The 19436-nt window shown below is 59.9% G+C and carries 21 protein-coding genes; 7 read left to right on the forward strand and 14 right to left on the reverse strand.

What is annotated here, in order from left to right:
- Positions 1-255: glycosyl hydrolase 108 family protein (locus ACEW8J_RS04130; protein WP_373490367.1), on the reverse strand; the 255-nt coding region annotated here is incomplete at its 3' end.
- 353 nt (positions 256-608) lie between these two features.
- Here ACEW8J_RS04130 and ACEW8J_RS04135 point away from each other — a divergent pair.
- The 6 genes from ACEW8J_RS04135 to ACEW8J_RS04160 all read left to right on the forward strand — a co-directional run bounded on the left by ACEW8J_RS04135 (position 609) and on the right by ACEW8J_RS04160 (position 5402).
- Positions 609-968 carry a hypothetical protein gene (locus ACEW8J_RS04135; protein ID WP_373490368.1) on the forward strand — a complete coding sequence of 120 codons (360 nt, stop codon included), beginning with the start codon at positions 609-611 and terminating at the stop codon, positions 966-968.
- Between the two features lie 30 nt (positions 969-998).
- Positions 999-1634, forward strand: coding sequence for a hypothetical protein (locus ACEW8J_RS04140; RefSeq protein ID WP_373490369.1), 636 nt, complete (start codon positions 999-1001; stop codon positions 1632-1634).
- Positions 1631-2218: an NAD(P)H-dependent oxidoreductase gene (locus ACEW8J_RS04145; protein ID WP_373490370.1), complete on the forward strand. Its 588-nt coding sequence runs from the start codon at positions 1631-1633 to the stop codon at positions 2216-2218. Before ACEW8J_RS04140 ends, ACEW8J_RS04145 begins: the two co-directional genes overlap by 4 nt.
- Positions 2219-2327: 109 nt before the next feature.
- Entirely contained in the window at positions 2328-3140 is an 813-nt protein-coding gene (locus tag ACEW8J_RS04150) for a universal stress protein (protein ID WP_373490371.1), read from the forward strand.
- A gap of 116 nt (positions 3141-3256) precedes the next feature.
- Positions 3257-4789 (forward strand): PAS domain S-box protein, encoded by a 1533-nt coding sequence (locus tag ACEW8J_RS04155; RefSeq protein WP_373490372.1) that lies wholly within the window; start codon positions 3257-3259, stop codon positions 4787-4789.
- Complete coding sequence (locus ACEW8J_RS04160; RefSeq protein ID WP_373490387.1) at positions 4779-5402, forward strand: response regulator transcription factor; 624 nt, start codon at positions 4779-4781, stop codon at positions 5400-5402. Before ACEW8J_RS04155 ends, ACEW8J_RS04160 begins: the two co-directional genes overlap by 11 nt.
- 26 nt (positions 5403-5428) lie before the next feature.
- On the opposite strand, the gene ACEW8J_RS04165 is transcribed toward ACEW8J_RS04160, so the two are convergent.
- From ACEW8J_RS04165 to ACEW8J_RS04225, 13 genes are all read right to left on the reverse strand, one after another.
- Positions 5429-5662 (reverse strand): hypothetical protein, encoded by a 234-nt coding sequence (locus ACEW8J_RS04165; protein ID WP_373490373.1) that lies wholly within the window; start codon positions 5660-5662, stop codon positions 5429-5431.
- Positions 5659-5811: a cbb3-type cytochrome oxidase assembly protein CcoS gene (gene ccoS / locus ACEW8J_RS04170; protein ID WP_373490374.1), complete on the reverse strand. Its 153-nt coding sequence runs from the start codon at positions 5809-5811 to the stop codon at positions 5659-5661. The genes ACEW8J_RS04165 and ccoS overlap by 4 nt, the downstream gene beginning before the upstream one ends.
- Positions 5808-7931, reverse strand: a complete 2124-nt coding sequence (locus tag ACEW8J_RS04175) for a heavy metal translocating P-type ATPase (RefSeq protein WP_373490375.1) — start codon at positions 7929-7931, stop codon at positions 5808-5810. The genes ccoS and ACEW8J_RS04175 overlap by 4 nt, the downstream gene beginning before the upstream one ends.
- A complete protein-coding gene (locus tag ACEW8J_RS04180; RefSeq protein ID WP_373490376.1) occupies positions 7928-8404 on the reverse strand; it encodes a FixH family protein in 477 nt (158 codons plus the stop codon). Before ACEW8J_RS04180 ends, ACEW8J_RS04175 begins: the two co-directional genes overlap by 4 nt.
- Positions 8401-9852: a cytochrome c oxidase accessory protein CcoG gene (gene ccoG / locus ACEW8J_RS04185; protein ID WP_373490377.1), complete on the reverse strand. Its 1452-nt coding sequence runs from the start codon at positions 9850-9852 to the stop codon at positions 8401-8403. The genes ACEW8J_RS04180 and ccoG overlap by 4 nt, the downstream gene beginning before the upstream one ends.
- Complete coding sequence (gene ccoP / locus ACEW8J_RS04190; RefSeq protein ID WP_373490378.1) at positions 9839-10801, reverse strand: cytochrome-c oxidase, cbb3-type subunit III; 963 nt, start codon at positions 10799-10801, stop codon at positions 9839-9841. Before ccoP ends, ccoG begins: the two co-directional genes overlap by 14 nt.
- Entirely contained in the window at positions 10794-10955 is a 162-nt protein-coding gene (locus ACEW8J_RS04195; RefSeq protein WP_373490379.1) for a cbb3-type cytochrome c oxidase subunit 3, read from the reverse strand. Before ACEW8J_RS04195 ends, ccoP begins: the two co-directional genes overlap by 8 nt.
- Positions 10952-11686, reverse strand: coding sequence for a cytochrome-c oxidase, cbb3-type subunit II (gene ccoO / locus ACEW8J_RS04200; protein ID WP_373490380.1), 735 nt, complete (start codon positions 11684-11686; stop codon positions 10952-10954). The genes ACEW8J_RS04195 and ccoO overlap by 4 nt, the downstream gene beginning before the upstream one ends.
- A 13-nt stretch (positions 11687-11699) precedes the next feature.
- Entirely contained in the window at positions 11700-13358 is a 1659-nt protein-coding gene (ccoN, locus tag ACEW8J_RS04205) for a cytochrome-c oxidase, cbb3-type subunit I (protein WP_373490381.1), read from the reverse strand.
- Between the two features lie 99 nt (positions 13359-13457).
- Positions 13458-14153, reverse strand: coding sequence for an endonuclease/exonuclease/phosphatase family protein (locus ACEW8J_RS04210; RefSeq protein WP_373490382.1), 696 nt, complete (start codon positions 14151-14153; stop codon positions 13458-13460).
- Positions 14154-14171: 18 nt separating this feature from the next.
- Positions 14172-14717, reverse strand: a complete 546-nt coding sequence (locus ACEW8J_RS04215; protein WP_373490383.1) for a DsrE family protein — start codon at positions 14715-14717, stop codon at positions 14172-14174.
- Positions 14718-14765: 48 nt separating this feature from the next.
- Positions 14766-16562 carry a gamma-glutamyltransferase gene (ggt, locus tag ACEW8J_RS04220; RefSeq protein ID WP_373490384.1) on the reverse strand — a complete coding sequence of 599 codons (1797 nt, stop codon included), beginning with the start codon at positions 16560-16562 and terminating at the stop codon, positions 14766-14768.
- A 233-nt stretch (positions 16563-16795) separates the two neighbouring features.
- Positions 16796-17422, reverse strand: a complete 627-nt coding sequence (locus ACEW8J_RS04225) for a YceI family protein (protein ID WP_373490385.1) — start codon at positions 17420-17422, stop codon at positions 16796-16798.
- Between the two features lie 498 nt (positions 17423-17920).
- Between ACEW8J_RS04225 and ACEW8J_RS04230 the strand changes: the two genes are divergently transcribed.
- Positions 17921-19300 carry a DEAD/DEAH box helicase gene (locus ACEW8J_RS04230; RefSeq protein WP_373490386.1) on the forward strand — a complete coding sequence of 460 codons (1380 nt, stop codon included), beginning with the start codon at positions 17921-17923 and terminating at the stop codon, positions 19298-19300.
- Positions 19301-19436 lie beyond the last annotated feature (136 nt).

Consider the following 19436-nt stretch of genomic DNA (forward strand, 5'->3'; position numbering starts at 1 on the left):
CGCTGGGACCGGGGTCCCTACGCTCCCGATCAGGCGGTGCTGGTCGATCTCGCCAATCGCCGCTTCTACATGTTCGGTATCGAAATCTGGCCGCATGAATTTTATTATGTCGCCGGCATAGCCCTGCGCCCGCGCCACCGCCTCGGTCACGCCCCAGCGCGTGGGGCCGCCGCGGTCGGCGGGATGATCGGAATAATCGCCTTCGAGAGCGATGACCTTGTCGATCAGCGTGTCGATATCGGGTATTTGGGTCATGGAGGAATCACCTTTCTGGGTTGGAAAAGGCGTAATATAACCTATTTGGTTAGGTGTAGGAAAGGGGTGGCTTTATTGGGGGGGCTGCCAGGACCGCCTGGATGGCCGCGTGGCCGTTCTGGCGATAATGTTTTTGTACGGGTCACACAGGGTCACACCCCCTAATGCGGAAAAACCTGCTGTGGATTTTCGGGCTATCGAACGGCGATATTGGCAATCCGGGTGTGGAGCGTGCGCAGGCATCGCCCCGCGTTCCTGCCGGATATGGCGGTACGATCGCGTGACAGGTCGGGACACCCGACCTACGCAATATTGCGTATCGCGCGGGCCGCGGCAATCGGTCAGACAAGGCCATGACCTGGAAAACAATCCGCCTTGAACTGGCCCGCACCGCTGACCATCCCGATGGCTCGTCAGCCCATGCCTATGTCTTTCGCGTTCCGCTGGACGATGACGGCTTTATCGAACCGGAGGCGCTGAAAAAGGCGGAGAAGACGCCGGTTGTGCGGCGCTTCTGGCCGGGGCAGGCCGATCAGGCCGGGGTGGTGATTGTCTCGCCCAAGGGCTGGGCCTTTTCCTACAAGGTCGGGGAGGATGATGATGAAGTCATCTTCCGGCTGAAGGATCATCCGCTGAAGGTCGGGGAATATTTGACGATCACCGAAACCGACGGCAGCGAATTGCCGTTCCGGGTGATCAGCTGCCATGAATAGGGGCGCCATCCGATCAATTGGGGACAAAAAATGCTGACGACAATGAAGCTGGCCGGACTGGCATCCGCCGCCGCGCTGGCGCTGACCTTGGCGAGCAGCCCCGCGGCTGCGGAATGCATGGCCGATGCGGCGCCGCTGGTCGATCCGTTTGCGCCCTACAAGGACTCCGGTTCGATCGTTCACCAGGAGAGCGGCTTTGTCTTTCCCGACAGCATTGCCGGGTTCAGCCGCCAGTGCGCGATGACCACCGATTTTTCCGGCAATAATTTCGAGATCGGATATGTGCGCGATTATGAAGATCACGAGATCGAGATAAGGATCGTCATCGTGCATCTGGAAGGGTTGAAGGCGGAAGACCATTACCGGATCATCAAGCCCGACCTGATGGCCCGTTATTCCGGCGCGACGATTCTTTCGGAAGGCGATTATTTTGTCTCGGGGCGCCCGGATATTTCTGCGTTTCAGGGGATTTTTGACGGCGACAAGGATGGCGTGCCCTGGCATTTCAGCGCGACCGCGATGGATTATGGCTATTGGGACGCGCGGCTGATGGCTTCCTATCCGCTGGAGATTGATGCGGCGGCGCAGGCGGCGATCATGGAACTGATCACCGCCTTCCAATGGCAGACGCCGATCGCCGCCAACGGGGAAGAAGCAGGGCGATGAAACGCATAGCGGTGATTGACGGCCATCCCGATCCCAGCCCGAGCCGCTTTGGCCATGCGATTGCCGCCGCCTATGCGGACGCGGCCCGCGCCGCCGGGCACGAGGTGCGGGAAATCCGGCTGGCGGGCAAGAATATCCCGATCCTGGAGAGCCGCAAGCAATGGCTGGAAGAGGATGTGCCCGATGCGGTCCGGCCGGGGCAGGATGCGATCAAATGGGCGCAGCATATCGTCTTCTATTATCCGCTGTGGATGGGGGACATGCCGGCCCTGCTCAAGGCGTTTATCGAGCAGGCTTTCCGGCCGAATTTCGCGCTGGAATATGGCGAGGAGGGCAGCGCGAAGGCGCCGCAGAAGCTGCTGCGCGGCCGCTCGGCCCGGCTGATTGTCAGCATGGGCATGCCGGCGCTTTTCTATCGCGCCTATTATGCCTCGCACAGCGTCCGCAGTTTCGAGCGCAATATATTGAAACTGACCGGTATCGATCCGGTGACGACTTCGCTGATCGGCAATGTCGATCGCAGCGACGCGCACCGCCAGCGCTGGCTGGAAAGGATCGCCGCGCATGGTGCGGCCGGGGACTGACCGCGCGGCTTATCCGTAATAATCCTTCATTTGGTCCTGGACCCGCTCCCGCTACGCTCCGGTGAACCGCTGTGCTTCCAGAAAATGGCGTGGAAACAGGAGACAATCTATGAAATCCGTGATGCTCTATATTGCCGATGATACCGGGCTCGAGGCCCGGCTTCAGGCGGCGCTTGATCTGACCCGTTCGCTGGGCGGGCATCTGCACTGCCTGCGCGCCAATCCCTATAATCCGCAAATGGCCTTTGACGGCGTGACCGGCATGTCGGTGATGTACGATATCAGCAAATTGTCGCGGGAACTGGATGAACAGCTGCGCGCCCGCATCGAAAAGCGGCTGGCCGGCGAGGATGTGTCCTGGGACTATCGGGAAGAAAATGCGGAACCGGCTCGCGGCCTGTCGAAGAAATCGGCGCTGGTCGATATCATCGTGCTGAGCTCGGCCAGCGGCGAACGTGACAATGCGCTGCCGCTCGGGATATTGGGCGACGTGCTGTTCAACGCCACGGCGCCAGTGGTGGTGCAGCCGGATGACGTGAAGAAATTTGACGCCTGCGGTCCGGCGCTGGTGGCGTGGAACGGCAGTTTCGAGGCGGGCAATGCCCTGCGCGCTGCGGTGCCGCTGCTGCAAATGGCCAGCGATGTGCATATCCTGACGGTGGAAGAGGACAAGGATCACGATCTGCCGCAACTCGCCGCTTCGGAATATCTCGCCTATCATGGCATCAAATCGGAAATTCACAGCCCGCCGTCCGGAAGGGCTGCGGTTGATGCGGTGCTAAAGGCGGAAGCGAATAATGTCGATGCCGCCTATATCGTCATGGGCGCCTATGGCCATAGCCGGGCGCGGGAGTTTCTCTTCGGCGGCGTCACCCGCAACCTGTTCAAGGACTGCCCCATTCCGCTTGTTGTTTCTCATTGAATGAACGGGCAGACGGTCAACGGCAGACCATATTTCCTTATGGCAATCCCGGCATCTTGTGTAGGGACATCGCATTCGAGCATATCGATTGGGCAGCCAGAGGATGGACATCGCAGGTGCGTGAGACCAAGGCCATTGAGACGAAACGGCCACCCTATCTGGAATCCGTCCTGTCCCGACTGCCGAATTGCGTCATGATCGTGGACCGCAATCTGCGGGCCATCAACTGCAGTGTCGCCGGCTTGAAAATCCTCGGTGTGTCCAGCTTCGCGGAGCTGCCGCCAGGCGCACCGGGCAGCTGTGTCGCCGAGGCCCACCGGCCGATTTTCCAGGACGCGATGTTGCGTGCCTTTGACGCGGTCACCGGCACCGACATCAAGCCGATCGAGGTGCCGCTGGACTTGCCGGATGGCCGTTCGATGCTGGCGGAATGCAATATGGCCCCGCTGGCCAATGCCAGAGGCGATATCGACGCCATTCTGATATCCTTCCAGGATATCACGGCGCTGGGCGCTGCCGAGAGCAGGCTGGACCGGGCCAATTCGATATTGAAATCGATCCTGACGACGATACCCGACGCGATGGTGGTGATTGATGAAGATGGTCTGATCAGCTCGTTCAGCGCCACCGCCGAAAAAATGTTTGGCTATCAGCAACGGGAGATCATCGGCCAGAATGTCAAGATCCTGATGCCGACGCCTTACCGGGACGCGCATGACGGCTATATGCAGCGCTATCTGGAAACCGGCGAGAAGCGGATTATCGGCATCGGCAGAACGGTTGTCGGTTCCAAGAAAGACGGCACCACATTTCCGCTGCAACTGGAAGTCGGCGAAGCGAAGATCGGGGAGGAGCGCTACTTCACTGGTTTCATCGTCGATCTGACCGAGAAAAACCAGAGGGAAGCCGAAGTCCAGGCGCTGCAGGCGGATCTGGCGCACGCCTCGCGGCTGAGCGCGGTCGGCACATTGGCTTCTTCGCTGGCGCATGAAATCAATCAGCCGCTGACCGCGATCGCCAATTATCTGTCGGCGGCACGCGACATGATGGACGGCGATATGGCGGAGAACCGGGAGTTTTTCCTGGAAGCCCTGCAGGAAAGCGTGGCCGAGAGCTTGCGCGCAGGGACCATAGTCCGGCGGCTGCGGGAATTTGTATCCCGCGGCGAGATCAACCGCCGGGTCTTGTCGATCGCCCAGGTGGTCGAAGATGCGACCGTGCTGGGGATGATCGGCGCGCAGGAAAAAGGGGTCCGCTTCTCGATCGATATCGCGCCGGAAACCAACCATGTGTTTGTCGACCGTGTGCAGATCCAGCAGGTGATGGTCAATCTGATGCGCAATGCGATCGAGGCGATGGCGGACAGTGCGCAGAAAAAGCTGCATATTGCCGTAGCTTCAATAGACGATGATCTGGTGGAAATTGCCGTCTCGGACAGCGGCTCCGGCATCGATCAGGAACTGGGAGAACATATTTTCGATCCCTTTGCCAGCACCAAGGGGGACGGCATGGGTCTGGGCCTTTCGATCTGCCGGACGATCATCGAATCGCACGGCGGAACCATCCGGGCGGAGAGCAATCCGGACGGGGGCACGATATTTCGGATAACGCTGGAAAAGGCGACAGGGGAGCAAGATGATGACCGATGAACGGCTGGTCTACGTCGTCGACGATGATGATTCGGTCCGGCGATCTGCTACATTCATGTTGCGCCACGCCGGATTCAAGGTGGAACCAGTGGAGTCCGGGGTGGCCTTTCTGAAGATGGCAAAGGGCGCCGAGCGAGGCTGTGTATTGCTCGACGTTCGGATGCCGGAAATGGACGGCCTGCAGGTCCAGCAGCAGATGATCAGGGACGGAATCGACATGCCGGTGGTGATCCTGACCGGCCATGGTGATGTGGAAATCGCGGTCCAGGCGATGCGCGCCGGGGCGATCAATTTTCTCGAAAAGCCTTATGAGAAGGAAGCCCTGATCGCGGCAATGGAAGAGGCGTTTTTGCGTCTCGAAGACAGCAATCTGAAGGAAATGGTCGCTTCCGAAGCGAAGGTCCGGCTGGCGTGCCTGACCGGACGGGAGCAGGATGTGCTGGAAGGGCTGATGGCTGGCTTTCCCAATAAGACGATCGCCTATGATCTCGGCATTTCGCCGCGGACGGTGGAAATCTACCGCGCCAACATGATGGAAAAACTGCGTGTACGCAGTCTCGCAGAGGCGCTGCGGATCGGCTTTGCCGCAGAAAACCGGGATGGCGAAGGCTAGCCAGACGCACGATCCGTGCCTGACGGTCAGCCTTTGCTCGGTTTCTTGCGATTGAGGCAGGCGTGACAGGGGGTGACGCAATCGGCTTCGCCATTGTCCCGGTCAACCGGTATGGTCAATGTGCGCACCGCACCATCGGCAGAACAGAGCTCTACCGTCATCCCCGCCGGACTGGCGGCCAGCGGCGTGGCTGCGAGCGGCAGGGCGACGGCGGCGATCAGCCATAGTCTGAGCGGGGAATGTCTGATCCCGATGATCATGGCTGCTCGTCTTCGTCCTCGATCAATATCCGCTGGGCCGCACCGTCGAGATCTTCGAACTGGTCGTGGCGCATGGCCCAGAAGAAGAAGACAAGGCCGCACAGCCCCATCAGCAACGCAATCGGGATCAGGATCGCCAGACCGCTCATTTGGCAGCACCATTGAGACGCAGGGCATTAACGACGACGATCAGCGAGGACAAGGACATGGCGATCGCTGCGATCAGCGGCGTGACCATGCCGGTGAGGGCGAGGGGAACGGCGAGAATATTATAACCGATGGCGAGCGCAAAATTCTGGTGGACGATCTGCATGGTACGGCGCGCGACCGTGATCGACAGGGCCACAGGCATCAGGGAGGTGCTGGTAAAGACGGCATCGGCGGCCTGCTGGCCGACATCGCTGGCCGAGCCCGGCGCGATCGAGACATGGGCAGCGGCAAGGGCAGGGCCGTCATTCAGGCCATCGCCCACCATCAGCACCTTGTGGCCGCTGTCGGTCAGACGGGTGATGGCTTCCACCTTTTCCTGTGGCGAAGCGCCCGCCTGGGCAGGCAGGCTCAGGGCGCGCGCGACGGCCGAGACAGAACCGATATTGTCACCGGAGATGATCGACGCGGGCAATCCCAGCTCCGCCAATCTTGCAATGGCCTCCGACGCATCCGGACGGATTTCGTCCTGCAGCTGGAGCAGGGTGGACTCGGTGCCGACGGTCAGCTGGCTGGACAGATGGTCTGCCGATATTTCCGGCTTGCCGAGCATTACGTGCACGCCGTCCCAGGTAGCCGCCATGCCCTGACCAGGCAATTCCCTGATATCGTCCAGTGCGGCCGGTTCAATATCGAGGGCCAGCAGACCGGTGCGGATGCCCTTGCTCACCGGATGGCGGCTGGCCTGTGCCAGAGCGAGAGCGACCTGTTTCTGGGAGAGGCTGAGATCGTCGAGATTCAGGGGAACCGGGTGGCCCAGCGTCAGTGTGCCGGTCTTGTCGAACAGCGCATAGTCGACCTCTGCCAGTCGTTCCAGCGCGCTGCCGTCCTTGACCATCACGCCTTTGCGCAGCAACGCGCCGGAGGCCACGACCTGGGCCGCTGGCACCGCGAGGCCGAGCGCACAGGGACAGGTGATGATCAGCACCGCCACGGAAATCAGGAGGGACTGGTGCCAGCCGGCTCCGACCGCCATCCAGAAGATGAAGGCGAGAAGAGCGAGGCTGTGCACCGCCGGGGCATAATAGCGGGCCGCCCGGTCAGCGATGCGCACATAGAAGGAACGGCGCTGGCCGGCCTGGTCCATCAGCCGGGCGATGTCCGCCACACTGGTGTCTTCGCCGGTGGCGGTCACCCGCACGACGACGGGTGATAGCAGGTTGAGCGTTCCGGCGAGCGCCATATCCCCTTTGCCTCTCGGCTGCGGTTCGCTCTCGCCGGTCATCAGCGAACAGTCGAAACTGCTCGAACCCGATTCGATCACGCCATCGGCGGCCAGGCTTTCACCGGCCGCAACCATCATCCGCATCTCCGGCAGCAGATCTCTGGCCGCCACCCAGCGGCTATTGCCTGCATCGTCCACAATCATAGCGCCGGTCGCCGTCTGTTTCAGCAGCGCACCAATGCCTTCACGCGCCCGGTCGCGCATCATGCCGTCGAGCACCCGTCCGGCCAGCAGGAAGAAGAGCAGCATGACTGCGGAATCAAAATAGGCATGGGCACCGCCGGTGGCGGTTTCATGGATGCTCAGGCCGGTTGCCAGCAATATGCCGATCGAAATCGGTACGTCCATATTGGTCCGGCCATAGCGCAGCGCCATCGCTGCAGAAGCGAAGAAGGGTCGACCCGAATAGGCGATCACGGGTATGGCGATCAGCGCGGATAGCCAGTGAAACAATTCCCGCGTGACACCGGCGGCTCCGGACCAGACGCTTACCGACAACAGCATGATATTCATCATGCCAAATCCGGCAACGGCCAGCGCCCGGATCAGCTTGTCGGTGCTGCCTTTTTCTTCGGCCAGCGGATTGTCCGCGAGAATTTGCGCTTCGAAACCCAAGGCCTCTATTTCACGCCGGAGCTGATCTTCTTCCATCTCGGGGAGATGCGAAATGGCGACTTGCTTGGTCGAGAAATTGACTCGGGAAGACAGGATGCCCGGCTTGCCGTTCAATCCGTTTTCGATTTTCGATATACAGCCGGCACAGCGGATGGCGGGAACCACGAAGCGCGATATATTGGTCCGGGCCTGCGAGTCCGCGATCGGCGCAATCGCGTTCACGTGAAATCCTGCAGCACACGCATCGATTTGTCAGCCCGGGAGATGACCAGTTTCAGTTTCCAGCGGCCCGCCGCGAGTGGCTCGACGCTCTGATATACGCCCGGCCGGACTTCGGAAAAACTGACGTCAAACGGCTCGGCACGGCCAACGGGATGCTCGGCTACGGCCACGACCGATGCGCCCTGCAGAGCAGCGCCATCGGCTTCTGCGAGGGTCAATATGACCCCCTTTCCCGAACGAACGGCCGGTGAAACGGTCCAGCCATAGGCTTGCTGATCCCGGGCCTGTTCCAGCCACTGGTTATATTTCTGGCTCGCCACATAGCTGTTGTCGACCACGGTACCGCCGAAGGTCGAGAGGGCAAAGCGGGCCATGACCATGTTCACGCTGACCACCACCGCGAAAAAGGCGACGATGATCATCGCGGCGTGATAGCCGGTGAATTTTTTCACAACAGGTTTCTTTTCGGTCATTGGTCAGTTCCTGATCTTTCGAAGAATATCTCGTCCATGTCCTTCGCTTCCGGATCATCTGAAGCGGTGACCGTTAGCGCGAAATCTTCCCGGGCCGGTCCCTCGCCGGGAGCGGCGACATAGACCCGCAATCTGGCCACGCTGTCAGGAGCAACCTTGGTGACCAGAGATTGTCCTGCGCCATCTCGTGACCCGCTATTGGACCACATCACTCCGCCTTGCAGAGCCGTCATCCCGATGATCATCTCGCGCGGGCGATTTTCCATGTTACGCAGATTGACGGTATAGCTGTTGCGGACATGGCCGTCGGCGAGCTGAACATAGACCGGATTGCGGTCGTGATTGGCGCTGATGTCGATGCGCGTCCGGTTGCCGAGCGCGAACAGCATCGCCAGCCCGATCGCGCTCCAGATCGCGGTGTACAGGATCGTGCGGGGACGAAACAGCGTTTTCAGGATCGGGCTGTGCGGTTTTCCGGCTTTCTCGAGGTCCGCATCTTCCAATGTGGCATAGTCGATCAGGCCGCGCGGGCGTCCGACCTGATCCATCACCCGGTCGCAGGCGTCGATGCACAGCGCACAGGTGATGCAGCCGATCTGTGGCCCCTCGCGGATATCGATGCCGGTCGGGCAGACCGCGACGCATTGATTGCAGTCGATGCAATCGCCGAAGCTGCCCGGCTGGGCCTCCGCCTTTTTCAGGCTGCCGCGCGGTTCGCCGCGCCAGTCCTTGTAGGTGACGGTCAGCGATTTTTCATCCATCATCGCGGTCTGGATGCGCGGCCAGGGACACATGTAGATGCACACCTGTTCGCGCATGAAGCCGCCTAAGATGAAGGTGGTAGCGGTCAGGATCCCGACCGAGGCATAGGCCACGGGCGCCGCCTGGCCAGCCCAGAAATCCACCACCAATGTGGGCGCATCGGCAAAATACATGATCCAGGCGCCGCCGGTCCAGAAGGCGATGAAAAGATAGATGCTCCATTTGAACAAGCGCCTTGAAATTTTGCCGGCTGTCCAGGGTGCCTTGTCCAGCCGCATGCGTGCGTTGCGGTCACCGTCGACAAAGCGGTCGACATGCTGGAAGACATCGGTCCACACCGTTTGCGGGCAGGTATAGCCGCACCAGGCCCGGCCGACGGCAGAGGTGACCAGAAACAGACCGATCCCCGCCATGACCAGCATGCCGGCGACATAATAAAATTCATGCGGCCAGATTTCGATACCGAACATGTAGAAGCGGCGATTGGCGAGATCGACCAGCACCGCCTGATCGGGAGCGTAGGGACCCCGGTCCCAGCGCAGCCAGGGGGTGATATAGTAAATCGCCAGCGTCAGGGCCATGATCACCCATTTCAGCCGCCGGAAATTCCCGTCAATGCGCTGCGGATGGACCGATTTGCGCTTTTCGTAGAGCGTGGCTTGCGGGATTGTCTCAGGACTGTTCATCACCGGCACCGTTAATCGGAGTTTCCGTCCTGATCTGATCAAGCGTGTCCTGGTTCACCTTGTCCAGAGCCGGCAATGTCTCTCCGCCGCCGAGGGAATGGACATAGGCTGCCAGCATCCGGATCGTTGCCGGGTCGAGCCTTTGCCCCCAGCGCGGCATCACGCCGTAGCGGGAATTGGTGATTGTATAGGTAAGCGAAGCGCGGTCGAGGCCGTAGAGGCTGATCGCATCGGTGAGATTTGGCGCGCCCTGAAAGCGGTCGCCCTTGCCATCCGCGCCATGACAAATGGCGCAATTGGCTTCAAACAGGGATGCGCCGCGCCGAGCGGCGGCGCTTTGCTTTTCCCGGCCCGACAGGAGCCGGACGTAGGAGACCAGATCCTGGATTTCACTGGGCTGCAATATGCCGTCCTTGCCGAAAGCAGGCATCTGGCTGAAGCGGGTTTCGTCATGGTCCGGATTGCGGATGCCGTGGATCAGCGTATATTCGATCGCTTCCAGATCGCCGCCCCAGAGCCAGTCGTCATCATTGAGATTGGGATAGCCGGGCGAGCCAGCGGCGCCCGAGCCGTGGCATTGCACGCAATGCACCTTGAAGGCGGAACGCCCGCCCTCAATGGCCTGCTGCATCAGTTCGGGACTGCCGCTCAGCTTGCGGATGTCGGTCGATACCAGGGCTTGGCGGATCGGCTCCAGTTCGATTTCGCGGGCAGCAACCTGTTGCTGATATTCGCCGCGGCTGGACCAGCCCAAGAGGCCCTCGGTGGCGGAATTGACGAGCGGGATCGCCGGGTAGAGAATGACATAGCCAATTCCCCAGATGATCGTGGCGTACAAGGTCCAAAGCCACCAGCGCGGCATCGGCGTGTCCAGTTCCTCGATACCGTCCCATTCATGGCCCACGGTTTCGGTGCCGGTCGGTTCGTCGACGCGTTTTTTCTCAGACATCGTTTTTGTCCTCGTCAAAAATCATATGAGCTGCTTCTTCGTGGCTGCGCCCGGCACCGGGACGAAAGGTCCAGCCGATCAGGGTCAGAAACAGGATAGTCAAGAACATCAGGCCCCAGCTATCGGCAAAATGGCGCAAGGCTTCGTAGTTCATCGTGGCTGCTCCTGCGCTTCTCCCGCTTCGAAATCGACCAGGGTTCCGATCATCTGCAGATAGGCGACCAGCGCATCCATTTCGGTGAGCTTGTCGGGATTGCCGTCAAAATCGCGGATCTGCACCTTGGGGTAGCGGGCTTCCAGATCGGTGGAATCGGCCATGGGATCGACCTGGGTCAGCAGGTCTTCATTGGCTTTCGCGATCGCCTCCTTGCTGTACGGTACACCAAGGCGCGACAGGGCCCGCAAATGGTCGCTCATATCGCCGGGCTTCAGTTCCTTTTTGGCCAGAAAGGCATAAGGCGGCATGATCGATTCCGGGACGACCTGGCGCGGGTCGATCAGATGCTGGACGTGCCATTCGTCCGAATAGCGTCCGCCGACGCGGGCCAGATCCGGTCCGGTGCGTTTGGAACCCCATTGGAACGGATGATCATACATCGATTCCGCTGCCAGCGAATAATGGCCATAGCGATCCACCTCGTCGCGGAACGGCCGGATCATCTGGCTGTGGCAGCTGTAGCAACCCTCGCGGATATAGATGTTGCGTCCGGCCAGCTCCAGCGGGCTATAGGGGCGCACGCCATCGACCTCCTCGACGGTATTGTCGATCCAGAACAGGGGCGCAATCTCGACGATCCCGCCGATCGCCACCGTGACCAGCGACAGGACTGCGAGGAGCGTGATGCTGCGTTCGATCTTCTTGTGCTTTTGCGTGAGTGTGGTCATTGTCCTGTCTCCCTCACTCTGCCGGAACCGCGACCAGCGGCCTGTCGGCAGCCTCGTCATGGGGTGTTTCGGTCATCGGTTTTTCGTCGCGCAAATGGCCCGCGATCGTCATCCAGACATTGTAGACCATGACCACCGCACCAGCGAGATAGAGCAGGCCACCGGCGGCACGGATCAGGTACATCGGGAACATCGCGGTGACGACTTCGCTGAAGGCGTAGACGAGATAGCCGTCGTCGCCATATTCGCGCCACATCAGGCCCTGCATGATGCCGGCGACCCACATCGAGGCGATGTACAGAACGATGCCGATGGTCGCGAGCCAGAAGTGCCAGTTCACCATCCGCAGGCTGTATAATTTGGGGCGACCCCAGAGACGCGGCACCATATAATAAAGCGCGGCAAAGGTGATCATGCCGTTCCAGCCGAGCGCGCCGCTGTGGACATGGCCGACGGTCCAGTCGGTATAATGCGACAGGCTGTTGACCGACTTGATCGACATCACCGGTCCTTCAAAGGTGCTCATGCCGTAGAAGGCCAGGGCCAGCACCATCATCCGGATGATCGGATCGGTGCGGATCTTGTCCCAGGCACCGTTGAGCGTCATCAGGCCGTTGATCATCCCGCCCCAGCTCGGCATCCACAGGACAATCGAGAAGACCATGCCCAGCGTCTGGGCCCAGTCGGGCAGCGCGGTATAGTGAAGGTGATGAGGGCCGGCCCAGATATAGAGGAAGATCAGCGACCAGAAGTGGATGATCGACAGCCGGTAGCTGTAGACCGGCCGCTCGGCCTGCTTCGGCACGAAATAATACATCATGCCGAGGAAGCCGGCGGTCAGGAAGAAGCCAACCGCATTATGGCCATACCACCATTGGGTGAGGGCGTCCTGAACCCCGGCAAAGGCGCTGTAGCTTTTGGCGCCGAGCAGGCTGACCGGCATCGCCAAGCCGTTCACGACGTGCAACATCGCGACGGTCAGGATGAATGCAAGGAAGAACCAGTTGGCGACATAGATATGTGGTTCCGACCGCTTGACGATCGTGCCGATGAAGACGACGGCATAGCTGATCCAGACGATGGTCAGCCAGAGATCGACATACCATTCGGGCTCGGCATATTCCTTCGACTGGGTGATGCCCAGCAGATAGCCGGTGGCGGCCAGCACGATGAACAGCTGATAGCCCCAGAAAACAAAGCGGGCGAGGCCGGGGAAGGCCAACCTCGCCCTGCAGGTGCGCTGGACGACATAGAAACTCGTCGCGAGCAGCGCATTGCCTCCGAATGCGAAAACAACAGCAGATGTGTGCAACGGACGCAGGCGTCCGAAAGTGGTATATTCCAGACCCAGATTGAGCACCGGAAAGGCCAGCTGGAGCGCGATATACAGTCCAACCACGAAACCAGCCATGCCCCAGAATATCGTCGCGATCACACCCCAGCGGATGGGATCGTCGTCATATTTTTCGGGATCGGCGGGGGCCTTCAATATGCCGCGACCGATGGCAGCATAGTCGGCCTTGCTGATCGTCACCCACAGCGCGATCAGACTCGCCGCCATGATGATCCCCATGTGCACGGCAAATCCGCTGTCGACGGCCAGTACCATCGCCAGAAATGCCAGAAGCACGAGCACCAGCCAGCCGCCGGCCTTCACCAGTAAATTGTCCATAACGTCCTTCCCCGTTGTGTAGGGATCGCGCTACCAGCGGGACGGGCGGGGCCATATAGGTAGAGTTACGTAGTCAGGAATCTGGCGGGATTGAGAGCCTCAATCGATCGCGATTTGAGCCCAGACCGGCAGGTGATCGGACGCCTTGCGCGCGGCCGGGCTGTCGTGAACGCCGCCCGCAGAAGATTGGATTGTCTTCGAGTGCATGATCCGGTCGAGCGTGGCTATCGGGCTGCGCGAATGAAAGCTGCGGCCGCAATCGACCATTTCGAAGGCGCGGGAAAAATCTTTCAGGCAGCCGCTGGCAGCGCTCCATTCGTTGAGGTCGCCCATCAGCACAACCGGGACGTCCTGTTCCTTTTGCTGGGCGAGCCTGACGATCGCAGCTGCCTGCCGCCGGCGCCAGAGGCCGGACAGGTCGAGATGCATGCCGAACACCGCCAGCTGCTTTCCGTCTATTTCAAAATGGCCCATGATGGCGCCGCGCGGCTCCAGGCAGGGGATGTGCATGATGTCATGTTCGATCACCGATACGGATTTGCGAACCAGCAGCGCATTGCCGTGCCACCCCATCGAATCGATCTGGACATCGAGCGGAATCGCGCGATAGTCGCTTTGCATCTCCAGCAGTTTTTCCGGAATCGCGGAGGCTCTCGCCCCGAACCGGCGATCCGCTTCCTGCAGCGCGATGATATCGGCATCGATCTCGTTGAGCACGTCGATGATCCGGCCGGGGTTGCGCCGCCGGTCCGTACCAATGCCTTTGTGAATATTGTAACTCGCGACCTTCAACATCAGGGCTTGCTGGTCCGATCAGAAGGGATTGATGGTATAGCCCTGCTGTTGCAGCAAGGCGTGTGCGGTCATCGCGGATAAGGACATGATCACGCCGGGCAGGAGGTCGGCCTTGTCGATGCCTTGAGCAGCAGCGCTTTGCCCGCAGAGATAGAAGGTCACGCCATGGTCCTGCAATTGCGCGATCGCGGCGGCGCTGGCATTTTGCCTGCCGTCCTTGCGCGCCGCGAAAAATTCCTGACTGGTCAGGTCGAAGGCGGCCCCGCCATGGACAACGACCGCGAGACTGATATTCTCCTCCGGAACACCAGCGGCGACATGCATGTTGATGAACCGGGCAGTGCTTTCAATGGTGCGGTTGAGCTTGTCCGGGTCAGCGGCCTGCGCCACGTCGAAAGCGATGTTGAACTCTACCTCTGACGGCAACGCTTCGTCAGCCTGGATCGTTGCGACAGGCCCGAATTTTTCAAACACCGGTCCGGGTTTGAAATTTTCCATCTGCGCCGATGCCGGCTGGGCAAAAGCGAGCAACGGCAACAGGGTGGCAAGGCAGAATTTTCGCATGAAATCTTTCCATTCTATATCGACGCGGGAGGCAGTGGCGGCGTAATATCAGTAGCCGATTGCGTGCCCATCTTTGCGCATTTCGGTGGCACCGGTATAGACGCCGGTCTCGGCATCGCGGACAATCGCCTGATAGCCGCCAAACATCGCGCCATTGCTGACCACCTCGACCTTGTGACCCATCGCCCTGAGGCGCTCGATCGTTTCGGCGGGAATGCCGGGTTCTACATTGAGTATACCCAGAAGATCGGCATCGGTTCCCGCGAGATCATCGGTCGGCTGGCGTCCGCCGTCATGGTTGAGGCGCGCGGCATCGCCGGCTTCCTGCAGATTCATGCCATAATCGACAAGATTGATCATCACCTGGACATGGCCCTGCGGCTGCATGCCGCCGCCCATCAGGCCAAAGGACATGAACGGTTTGCCGTCCTTTTTTATGAAGGCAGGAATGATCGTCTGGAACGGGCGCTTGCCGGGGGCATAGGCATTGGGATGATCGGCATCGAGCGAATAGAGTTCGCCGCGGTCCTGAAACATGAAGCCAAGCCCGTCGGCGACCAGCCCGCTACCCATGCCGCGATAATTGGACTGGATCAGCGAGACCATCATGCCGTCCTTGTCGGCGACGGTGAGATAGGTGGTGTCGCCTTCGCCTTCCAGCTTGGGCTCGCCGGGGCCGAAGCCCGGCGTCGCCTTGGCCGGGTCGATCAGGGCGAAACGCTCCCTGCCATAGGCATCCGAAAGCAACCAGTCGAGCGGGGCAGGGGAGACATCGGGATCGGCGTAAAAGCGGGCGACATCCTCGAACGCCAGTCTTTTGGCCTCGGTAATATAATGCAATACCTCGGCGCTGCCGCGCGGCCATTGCGCGAGATCGACATTTTTCAGGATATTCGCCATTTGCAGCGCCGCGAAGCCCTGCGAGTTGGGCGGCAATTCGCACAGTTCATAGCCCTTGCGATAGGTGACGCAGCCCGGCTCCACCCATTTGCTACTATGGGCGGCAAAATCCTCGTAGCGCAGATTGCCGCCAATCCGTTTGAAATAGGTGTCGACGGTCCTGGCGATGTCGCCCTTGTAAAAGGCGTCGCGTCCGCCGGTGGCAATCTTGCTCAAGGTTTCACCGAGGTCCGGGTTCTTGAATATCTCGCCTGCCTTGGGCGCCCCGTTCTTGAAATATGTGTTCCGTGCATTGTCAAAATCGCCGATCATGTCGAGGCTCTGCTCGAACCGGTTGAGGTTGCTCTCGAGATAATAGCCGATCACCGGCGCTATCGGATGGCCTTCTCTGGCGTAGGCGATGGTCGGCGCCAATATGTCGGCCATGCTCAGCTTGCCGAATCTGTCATGCATTTCAAACCAGGCGTCGACCGTGCCGGGCACGGTCACCGGCACCGGACCGAAGGGCGGGATCGTCTTGCTGCCGCCAAGCTGTTCGATGAACTGTTCGTAGCTCGTTCCCATCGGGCTCTTGCCGGAGCCGTTCAGGCCGTAGAGTTTCTGCGTCTTCGGATCCCAGATGATCGCGAACAGATCGCCGCCGATGCCGTTGCCGGTTGGCTCCATCAGGCCGAGCGCCGCATTGGCCGCGATGGCTGCATCAGCTGCGGTGCCGCCTTTTTTCAAGATGTCGAGAGCGATCTGGCTGGCCAGGGGATGGGCGGTGGCGACCATGCCATGCTGGGCATGAACCGGGCTGCGCGACCAGGCTTCGCCGACTGGCCGTCCGCCGGCACCGATATCAAGGACGGGTTTGACTACCGGCGCGCTGTCCTGTGCCGATGCAGGGCTGACGGTCATTGCCGTCAGGGCCAAGGTGGAAAGGAACAAGTTGCGCATAATCATATCCGTTCTTGGGGAAAAGCTCCACGCCAATGCGAAGCCGTCAAGAAAACCACCCTAGACGCTCTGCGTTTTGCATCAAGTAGGAACGATGGCTGGTTTTGCGGTTTGAACAAACGCTTTGGGTCCTTAGCGAAGCCCAGCGTAGCTGGCATCCGTGCGGATGAAAGGGAATCATGTGCCGCTATTGGGTCGAGACCGGTTAGAATTACCCGGTCTCGATCGATCAAGTCTGGTCAGTTCTTTTCGAACGCGACATGGATTTCCAATTCCACTTCGTCAGACACCAACGGAATGGCGGTCATGATGCCAAATTCACTGCGCTTGATCATCGTGGTCGCGGAAAAACCGACCGTGAGCTTCTTGTTGTACGGATTATTGCCGGCACCGGTGAATTCGGCAGCCAGCGTCACTGGCTTGGTGACGCCATTCAATGTCAGATTGCCGTCGATTGTTGCGGCATTGCCCGATGCGGTTACGCTGGTTGATACGAAACGCGCATCGGCGGGCTCAGGACCAAAGAAATCGGGCTTGGCGCCGTCTTTGCCGGCGCGCAACAGATGCTCGGTCAACCCGGCGCTCGCAGTGGTCACCTTGGAAACCGGGATGGTCACATCGACGCTCGCCCCGGACAGGTTTGCGGGATCAATGGTCAGCGTGCCTGCCACATCGCCGAACAGTCCGATATAATCGCTAAAGCCAAAATGATTGGCTTCCCATGCGATCAGCGAATGGGAGGGATCGGCGGTGTAAGTTCCGGCGACCACGCGGGTCGCATCGACTTGTCCTGGTATTTCGGGGGCAGATTGTGCGAGCAATGGTGCGGTCGCGGCCAATGCGATAAAAGCGAGGGGGAAGCGCATGAGATAGTCTCCTTAAAATGAGGGCGCCCCGGCTGGGCCGCGACGTGAGAAGGCGATGGGGTGCACGTAGCGAAAGCATCGTAGAATGTGCGTGTATTGTCAATTGACGGGGCGCACAGGTAATATTTCCGCAGTCGGGTTGGGATTGTCATTGCCCCCTGATGTCTGGCTTGTCCTGCGGATAATCGTCTTCGACCGGGCCCAGCCGGAGCAGCGGGGGGCGACCAAAAGCGCACATTGCGTCCCCGGTGGAATACGGAACGCTTGACAGGATCGCAAAAACACCTATGTTGCATCGCAGCAAAGGCGGCAATTTGATTTGACCGTCTGGCGAGAGTTCTGCGTGAGAGGTGACAAGATCACCTCGAACCTATCGCCTTCATTGCTTCTTTCTTTCCGGCAGCCTGATCACGCGGGTCGTCTTAACCGACGGCGAACGCGCGCACGAGTCCTTCTTGTGCTGCGTCCACTTGCTGCTTATTTTTTAAGGTATTATTTTTGACTAATTTTTCTGATTTCGCTCTCGCGGAACCTATCCAGAAGGCTATTGCCCAAGGCGGCTATACTTCGCCCACTCCCATTCAGCAGCAGGCGATTCCGCCCGCGCTGGAAGGCAAGGACATATTGGGTATTGCGCAGACCGGCACCGGCAAGACCGCTGCTTTCTCGCTGCCCTCGATCCACCATTTGCTGAACAGCAAGAAACGCGCCGGCCGCTTTGAATGCCGCATGCTGGTGCTGGCACCGACCCGCGAACTGGCCCGGCAGATTGCCGACAGCATGACCGGCTATTCCAAGGGTCTGGGCATGTATGTGACCTCGGCGTTCGGTGGTGTTCCGATCAACCGGCAGAAGCGCATCCTGGAACGCGGCGTCGACGTATTGGTGGCGACACCGGGCCGTCTGCTTGATCTGGTCGATCAGCGCTATCTCAACCTGAGCAAGGTCGAGATCCTGGTGCTCGACGAAGCCGACCAGATGCTGGACCTCGGCTTTATCGTGCCGCTGAAGAAGATCGTTCCGTTGCTGCCGAAACAGCGCCAGAGCCTGTTCTTCTCGGCAACCATGCCCAAGACCATTTCGCAGCTGGCCGACCAGTTCCTGACCAATCCGGTGCAGGTATCGGTTGCGCCGCAGTCGACCACCGCCGAGCGGGTCGATCAGCGCGTCACCTATATCAACCAGGATGACAAGCAGCGCCTGCTGAAGGATTTCGTCAACAACGAAAATCCGGAGCATATGCTGGTCTTCACCCAGACCAAACATGCCGCCGACAAGGTTGTGAAAAACCTGATGGCCGTCGGTATCCATTCCGCTGCGATCCATGGCAACAAGAGCCAGCCGCAGCGCGAGCGGGCTCTGGGCGACTTCAAGAAGGGCAAGATCAACATTCTGGTCGCGACCGATATTGCGGCCCGCGGTATCGATGTCGATGGCATTACCCATGTCATCAACTTCGACATGCCCAATGTATCCGAACAATATGTTCACCGGATCGGCCGGACGGCAAGGGCAGGCGCGAGCGGTATTTCCTACTCGATGGTCGCTCCCGACGAGCGCCAGTTCCTGCGCGATGTGGTCAAACTGACTGGCGTGAAGCCCGATGTCGTTGCATTGCCGGAAGGCTATGACGAACCGGCGCGCGAGGAAGTGGCGTCGCGCATCTATGGCCAGAAGCCGAAGAAATATGGTGCAACGCCAACCCGCAGCGGACCGGCCAAGAACAAGCATAGCGCCCGCAAGGGTCGCCCTGGTGGCGGTGGTTCGGGTCGCGGTGGTCCCGGATCGAGTGCCGGTGCCAAGAGCGATGGTCCCAAGCATTGGAACAATGGCGCGAAATCGTTCAAACGCCGTCAGGCGCGCAACGCCGAGGCCTAGGCTAGCTTGAAATCAGCGCCTTGCTTTGGGCGAGTGCGCTGATTTCGCTTTCGTCCAAACCCAACCAATCCTGAAGCGCGGCGACATTATGTTCGCCGCGTTTTGCGGTTTTGCTGCTGCTGTCGATACCGCTTTT

This window comes from Parasphingorhabdus sp. (assembly GCF_041748495.1).
Taxonomy (GTDB): domain Bacteria; phylum Pseudomonadota; class Alphaproteobacteria; order Sphingomonadales; family Sphingomonadaceae; genus Parasphingorhabdus.